Here is a 7288-nt window from a genome sequence, read left to right on the forward strand (position 1 = left end):
GTGCGCGCGGCCCTGCGGTCCGCGCCGGTGGCCGGGTCGGCGGACGCCACGGTGTTCGCGGTGCCCACGCCGTCCGGCGGCACCGAGCGGTTCGCGGTGCAGCGCACCCAGCTGATGGAGGCCGGCCTCGCCGCCGCCCACCCCGAGATCTCCACGTGGGCCGGGCGCTCGCTCGACCACCCCGGCACCACGATCGCGATGGACGTGACGCCGATGGGCTTCCACGCGTCCGTGCGCACCGGCGGCCAGGGGGCGTGGTACGTCGACCCCGCCTACAACACCCGCGGCACCACCGCGCACCTGAGCTACTACGGCGGCAGCCTGCCGCGGCCCGAGACCGAGATCGCCGAGCGCGAGCTGCCGCGGGTCGCTCCCGCGGTCGAGGGCCGCACCGGCCGGCGGGCGGCCGATGCCGCGGTGCAGCAGCGGGTCTACCGGCTCGCGCTGCTCAGCGACCCGTCGTACGCGACCTACTTCGGCAGTGCCAACGTGACCGCCGAGAAGGTCACGCTGATGACCCGCGTCAACCAGATCTACAACGACGACCTCGCGATCGACATGGTGCTGGTCGACGGCACCGACGACCTCAACCTCGACACGGACGCCAAGGCGTCCGGGCCCGACGGCCCGTGCGGCGCCCACCCGTGCTTCAACCCGGCGTCGGGCGAGCCCGGCACGCCGTCGTACGTGCCCGGTCAGCTCGACTACTGCGACGTCCCCGGGCTGGTCCGCACCCAGACCGTGCTCGGCCAGATCATCGGGGCCTCCCACTACGACATCGGCCACCTGATGCTCGGCGTCGACGGCGGCGGCATCGCCGGCCTCGGCGTGGTGGGCAGCATCGAGAAGGGCATGGGCTGCACCGGCCTGTCCGACCCGACCGGTGACTTCATGGCGATCGACTACGTCGCCCACGAGATGGGCCACCAGTTCGGCGGCAACCACACGTTCAACGGCGTCCAGTACGCCTGCTCGGGCCAGAACCGCGCGGACGTCGCCTCGGTCGAGCCCGGCTCCGGCTCGTCGGTCATGGCCTACGCCGGCATCTGCCTGCAAGACGACCTGCAGCCGCACACCGACCCCTACTTCTCCCAGCGCACCCAGGACGAGGTCACCGCCTACACCAGCACCGACGCCCCGGCGCCGGTCGAGGTGCAGAACGTCTCGCTCTCCGGCTTCGACACCGACGGCGACTCGATCACGCTGGGCTACCCGGGCTCGCCCCTGACGTTCACGCTGACCCGCGGCGGCGTGGGCACGACCGCCTACACCGCGGCCAACATCGAGACCGCGATCGAGGCGCTCACCGGGGAGGACGTCACCGTCGTCGGGTGGGGCTACGACCCCTACTCCGGTGGGGAGACCTACCCGGCGCCGCTGACCGCCCCCGACGACACCGGCTTCCAGGTGAGCTTCGCCGGCGACGCCGACCCCTACACCGCCGACAGCGACCGCGCCGACATGGCCGACCTCGTGGTGTCGGCGTCCGGCGCGAGCGCAGTGGTCGGCGAGACCGCCAAGGGCGGCGCGCCCGGCAACCAGGGCTTCGCGGTCAACCCGACCGGCAACCACGCCCCCGTGGTCACGGCGCCGGCGTCGCGCACGATCCCGGTCCGCACCCCGTTCACGCTGACCGGCTCGGGCACCGACCCCGACGGCGACCCGCTGGTCTACCTGTGGGAGCAGAACGACGACGCCGCCGGCCACGCCGGCACGTCCCTGGTCAGCAACTGGAAGCCGTGGGGGCCGCTGTTCCGGGTGTTCGGCACGTACGCCGACGTCTCGCCCTCCGACACCCTGCAGTACCACGCCCCGGGCGAGAACGCTGCCACCGCCAGCCGGTCGCGGACCTTCCCCGACCTCGCGCAGATCCTGGCCGGCAACACCAACGCCAGGTCCGGCCGCTGCCCCGCGGTCGCGCCCCTGCCCGACAACCTCGACGACTACGTGCCGGTCGCCCCGCGGCCGCGGGACTGCTACTCGGAGTTCCTGCCCACCGCGGCCTACCAGGGCGCGCTGCACTTCCGGCTGACCGCCCGCGACCGGGTGCCCGGCGGGGGCGGCGTGGGCTACGACGAGGTGACGCTCAGGCTCGCCCGCAACGCCGGTCCGTTCCTCGTCACGTCGTTCGCGAAGGGCGGCTCGGTCGCCCGCGGCGCCACCAGGACCGTCACCTGGAAGGTCAACAACACCCGGCGGCTGGCCCACCGGGTCCGCATCGTGCTGTCGACCGACAACGGCCGCACCTGGCGCCGGGTGCTGACCACCACCGCCAACGACGGCTCCGCGAAGGTCCGGTTCCCCAAGGTCAGGACCCGCAAGGCCTGGCTGAAGGTCGAGGCGGTCGGCAACTACTTCTTCGACCTCAGCGACCACTCGTTCCGGATCCGCTGAGCCGCGGTGGCCCCTGCGATGGACGTCGGGATGACCCTGCCGGTGATGGAGCCCGACCTGTGGGACCGGTCGGACACCCTGGAGACCTGGGCGCGGGCGGTCGACGCCGGTCCGTTCTCCTCGGTGTGCTTCGGGGAGCGGATGGCCTTCGACAACCCCGACTCGCTCACCCTGCTCGGGGCGGTGGCCGCCTGGACCGCCCGGGTCCGGATCGTGCAGACGGTGGTGGTGCCGCAGCTGCACGCCCCCGTCCCGCTCGCGAAGGCGCTCGCCACCGGCGACCGGCTCAGCCACGGCCGGCTCACCGTCGGCCTGGGCGTCGGCGGCCGCGAGGAGGACTACCGCGCGGCCGGCGCCGACCTCGCCACCCGGACCATGGCCGCCATGGCCGACCGGGTCGCGACCATGCGGCGGGTCTGGGCGGGCGAGCACGTGGCGGACGCCGTACGCCCCGTCGGCCCCGCGCCGGTGCAGCCGGGCGGCCCCGAGCTGCTGGTCGGCACCCTCGGCCCGCGCACGATCCGCAGCGCCGCGACCTGGGCCGACGGCCTGGCCGGCATGTCGCTGGACCTCGACCCGGCCGAGATCGGGCGGGTCTTCGCCCTCGCCCGTGACGCGTGGGGCGAGGCGGGCCGGCCGGCGCCGCGGCTGACGACGTCGTTCTGGTTCGCGCTCGGCGAGGAGGACGCGGCCCGCGAGCAGGTACGCCGCCACCTGCGCCACTACATGAACTGGATCCCGGCAGCGCACGTCGACGCGCTGGCCGCGACCGCCGGCTTCGCAGGCCCGCCGGGGGACCTGCGCGACGCCCTGCGGCGGATCGAGGACCTGGGTGCCGACGAGGTGCAGCTGATCCCCACGAGCGCCGACCCCGCGCAGGTCGACCGGGTCGCCCACCTGTTCGGGTGAGATCGCCGGGCAACCCGGCCGTTCGCCCGATGCCCGCCGTCGTCTGGACCTACGGTGTGCTCGTGCGCATGGACTGGCTGCCGGTGTCGGCGGCACTGCTGGTCACGGGGGCGGTCGCGCTCGCCCTCGGCGGGTTCCTGCTGCCGGCCTCGGACGACACCTCGGACTCCCTGCGCATCGTCCGCGAGCAGGGCGGGCAGTGGATGGCGGCCGCGGTGATCTTCTTCATCGCCTCGATCGGGCTGACCCTCGGTCTGCCCGCGATCCTCTCGCTCTTCGACCACCGCGGCTGGCGGCTCGGGATGCTCAGCGGCGCCGTGCTCGAGGTCGGCTTCATCGGGACGGCCGGGTTCGCGATGCTGATGGCGTTCTTCCGGGCCCTGGTGAACACCAACGCGATCCGCAGCGGCAACATCGACGACGTCGCCGGGGACGCCGGGCTCGCGGTCTTCCTCTACGCCTGGATCGCGGGGATCTACCTGGGCGAGCTGCTGCTCGGCATCGCGCTGCTGCGCGCCGGCACGGTCCCGCGCTGGGTCCCGGTCGCGCTGCTGCTGCACGTGCTCACGTTCCCGGTCACCGGGGTGCTCCCGGAGTTCCTCTCCAAGGCGACCGTCCTGCTGTTGCTGGTCGGGTTCGCGGGCGTCGCGATCCACGCCGCGGCCCCGGAGCGCGCCCGTCGTTGACCCGCCCGGGACTTTCGGGCGGGTCGACGTGGTGAGGCTTGCCTTGGTTGGCAGTGGATACCCCCCGGGGTATCTTGACGCCGACCTCAGCACCCCGAAAGGCAGGTCTTCATGGCGGACGTCGTCATCCTGGGAGCCGGGATCTCCGGCCACACCGCGGCACTCCATCTCTCCCGCATGCTCGGCAGGCGATCCCTCGGCAAGGAGCACACGGTCACCGTGGTCTCGCCGAACTCCAACTGGAACTGGATCCCCTCCAACATCTGGGTCGGCGTCGGCAAGATGCGCAAGCCCGACGTCGTGTTCCCCCTCGAGCCCGTCTATCGACGCAAGGGCATCGCGTTCCGCCAGGCCAAGGCCGTCGCGATCTGGCCCCAGGGCGACGAGCAGGACCCGCGCGGCGCGGTGGACATCGTCGCGACCGCCCCCGGCCACGCCGGGGAGGCCGACAAGATCCGCTACGACTACCTCATCAACGCCACCGGCCCCCGCCTGCGCTTCGAGGCGACCGAGGGCCTCGGGCCCGAGGGTCACTCCCTGTCGGTGTGCACCGCCGACCACGCGACCGAGGCGGCCGCGCGGCTGGACGAGGTCATCGGACGGCTCCGCGCCGGCGTACCCCAGACCCTCGTCGTCGGCATGGGCCACGGCACCTGCACCTGCGAGGGCGCGGCGTTCGAGTACGTCTTCAACGTCGACCACCAGCTCCGCGAGGCCGGCGTCCGCGACCTGGCACGCCTGGTCTACCTGAGCAACGAGGCCCAGCTCGGCGACTTCGGGGTCGACGGGATGACGTTCGAGGAGCGCGGCTTCCAGACCAGCAGCGAGCTCTGGACCGCCTCGCTGTTCCGCGAACGCAACGTCGAGGCGATCCTCGGGGCGCACGTCGAGCGGGTCACCGAGGGCGTCGTGCACTACGAGACGCTCGACGGCGCCCACCACCGCCTGGCCTTCGACTTCGCGATGCTGCTGCCGCCGTTCGGCGGCGTCCCGCTCCAGGCCTTCGACCGCACGGGCGCCGACATCACCGCCGAGCTGTTCGCGCCGAGCGGGTTCATGAAGGTCGACGCCGACTACACCCCCAAGCCGTACGACGAGTGGCGCGCCTCGGACTGGCCGTCGACGTACCTCGCGCCCGGCTACGACAACCTCTTCGCCGTCGGCATCGCGTTCGCCCCGCCGCACCAGATCTCCCGGCCGCGCACGAGCGCCAACGGCACCGTGATCGCGCCCTCGCCGCCGCGCACCGGCATGCCGTCCGGGGTGATGGGCAAGACCGCCGCCCGCACGATCGTCGACCGGATCAAGCACGGCGCGTCGGCCGAGCCGCACCGCGCCTCGATGGCCGACATGGGTGCGGCCTGTGTCGCCTCCGCCGGCGCCGGTCTGCGCACCGGCTCGGCCGCCTCGATGACGATGAACCCCGTCGTCCCCGACTACTCCCGCAACCCGACCGGCCGGGACCTGTCCGGCACCCGCGGCGAGATCGGACTGAGCGGGCACTGGGTGAAGCTGATGCTCCACCACCTCTTCCTCTACAAGGCCAAGGCCCGCCCGGGCTGGCAGATGATCCCGGAGTGAGCGCCATGACCGAGTCCGCCCCGTCCACCCAGTCCACCCCGTCCGGCCCGTCCGGCCCCGCCGCCGAGGAGCCGCAGCCGGTCGCCGACCTGAGCTCCGCGCCGCTGCCGACCAGGCGCACCCTGCGGCACCGACGCTCCATCCCCGCCCAGCTGGTCCGGTTCGCGGTGTTCAACGCCCGGATCGTCAAGATCATCCGGCACTGACACGGGCGAGCGCCGCCGCCAGGTCGCCGATCTGGCCCAGCGGCGCGTCGTACCCCGGGAAGTAGCAGCACACCCGCTCGGCCAGGTCACCGAACCGCCGCTCGATCTCCGCCGCGCACTCCTCAGGGGTGCCGCGGACGGCGAGCGTCTCGACCATCTCGTCGGTGACCAGGCCGAGCATGGCGGCCCAGTCGCCCTGCTTGGACAGCCGGTGCAGCTCGGGCTGCACCTCGGCCCAGCCCTCGACCTCGAGCACCGGGAGGTACGCCGGGGTCGAGCCGTAGAACGCCAGCAGCCCGCGCACCCCTGTGGTCGCGCGGGCGAGCTCGTCGGCGGTGCGGCCCATCGCGACGATCGCCTGCGGCACGATCGCGAGGTCCGCACGGGTGCGGCCGGCGCGCGCGAGGCCCTCGTCGACCGCCGGCAGGGTCCGCTCCCGCACGTGCCGGTGGCTGTGGAACGGCATCACCAGCAGGCCGTCGGCGACCTCGGCAGCCGTCCGCGTCATCACCGGGCCGAGCGCCCCGAGCAGGACCGGCGGCACGCCGTACGGGTTCGGGCCGGGCACGAACGTGGGTGGCATCAGCGTGTGCTGGGTGAACTCCCCGCGGAAGTCCAGCGGCGTGCCGTCCTGCCAGGACGTGAGGATCGCCTTGACCGCCAGCACCGCCTCGCGCATCCGGGCCGCGGGCCGGCTCCACGTCGCGCCGTACCTGCGCTCGATGTGCGGCCGGATCTGCGAGCCCAGCCCGAGCCGGAAGCGGCCGCGCGAGAGCAGCTGCAGGTCGTACGCCGCGTGCGCGAGGTGCATCGGGCTGCGCGGGATCGCGATCGCGACGTTGGTCATCAAGTCGGTCTCGACCGCCCCCGCGGCCGCCGCCAGCGGCAGGAACACGTCGTGCGGCCCCTCGAACGTGAACAGCCCCGCCACGCCGGCCTCGGTCAGCTCGCGGGCGCGCCGCGCCGCCCGGTCGGGCCGGCCGTCGAGCTGCACGTCGAGGAGCACGCGCACATCCTGGCGTCTACGGTGGTCCCGTGACCACCACGGGGGATCGGGCCAGGCAGGTGCACGAGGAGCTGGGGGCGGCGCTCGAGGCCGTCGCCGAGCACGGCCGCGTGAGCGCGCGGCTGCAACGGGCGCGCGCGTCGGAGGAGTCCGCGAAGGGCGCGGCCGTGCAGGCCCATGCCCGGCTCGCAGCCGAGACCGAGGACGTCCGGACCCTGGAGTCGTTCAGCCCGACCCGCATCTGGGCGACGCTCAAGGGCAGCCGCGACACCGACCTCGATCGCGAGGAGGCCGAGCGGCAGGCGGCCGAGTACGCCGCCGCGCGGGCCGACGCGTGGCTCGTGAGCACCCACGACGAGGTGCGGCGGGCCGAGGCCGAGCTGGCCGCGCTCGGGGACGTGCACGGCCGGCGGGACCGAGCGCTGGCGGAGAAGGAGCGGCTGCTCACCGAGGTCGGCGGGACCGCCGGCGCCGAGCTCGCCACGATCGCCGACGAGCTGGCCTCG

7 protein-coding genes are annotated in these 7288 nt (G+C 73.7%); 6 read left to right on the forward strand and 1 reads right to left on the reverse strand.

The annotated features are described in order from the left end of the window. The 5 genes from VGD85_RS05865 to VGD85_RS05885 all read left to right on the forward strand — a co-directional run. On the forward strand, positions 1-2394 hold a 2394-nt coding region (locus VGD85_RS05865; protein WP_331062508.1), incomplete at its 5' end, for a M12 family metallo-peptidase. Between the two features lie 6 nt (positions 2395-2400). Further along, on the forward strand, positions 2401-3303 hold the full coding sequence (locus VGD85_RS05870; RefSeq protein WP_331062509.1) for an LLM class flavin-dependent oxidoreductase: 903 nt from the start codon (positions 2401-2403) through the stop codon (positions 3301-3303). Positions 3304-3332: 29 nt separating this feature from the next. Then, entirely contained in the window at positions 3333-3989 is a 657-nt protein-coding gene (locus VGD85_RS05875) for a hypothetical protein (RefSeq protein ID WP_331062510.1), read from the forward strand. A gap of 111 nt (positions 3990-4100) precedes the next feature. After that, positions 4101-5570 (forward strand): NAD(P)/FAD-dependent oxidoreductase, encoded by a 1470-nt coding sequence (locus VGD85_RS05880; protein WP_331062511.1) that lies wholly within the window; start codon positions 4101-4103, stop codon positions 5568-5570. Next, complete coding sequence (locus VGD85_RS05885) at positions 5567-5776, forward strand: hypothetical protein (RefSeq protein ID WP_331062512.1); 210 nt, start codon at positions 5567-5569, stop codon at positions 5774-5776. Before VGD85_RS05880 ends, VGD85_RS05885 begins: the two co-directional genes overlap by 4 nt. On the opposite strand, the gene VGD85_RS05890 is transcribed toward VGD85_RS05885, so the two are convergent. Continuing rightward, positions 5763-6782, reverse strand: a complete 1020-nt coding sequence (locus VGD85_RS05890; protein WP_331062513.1) for a TIGR03617 family F420-dependent LLM class oxidoreductase — start codon at positions 6780-6782, stop codon at positions 5763-5765. The two genes, VGD85_RS05885 and VGD85_RS05890, sit on opposite strands and share 14 nt — an antisense overlap. A 29-nt stretch (positions 6783-6811) precedes the next feature. On the opposite strand from VGD85_RS05890, the gene VGD85_RS05895 reads away from it, so the two are divergent. Then, positions 6812-7288 (forward strand): hypothetical protein (locus tag VGD85_RS05895; protein ID WP_331062514.1); only part of this gene is annotated, 477 nt, incomplete at its 3' end.

The sequence above is a fragment of the Nocardioides sp. genome (assembly GCF_036401255.1).
In the GTDB taxonomy this organism is placed as follows: domain Bacteria; phylum Actinomycetota; class Actinomycetes; order Propionibacteriales; family Nocardioidaceae; genus Nocardioides.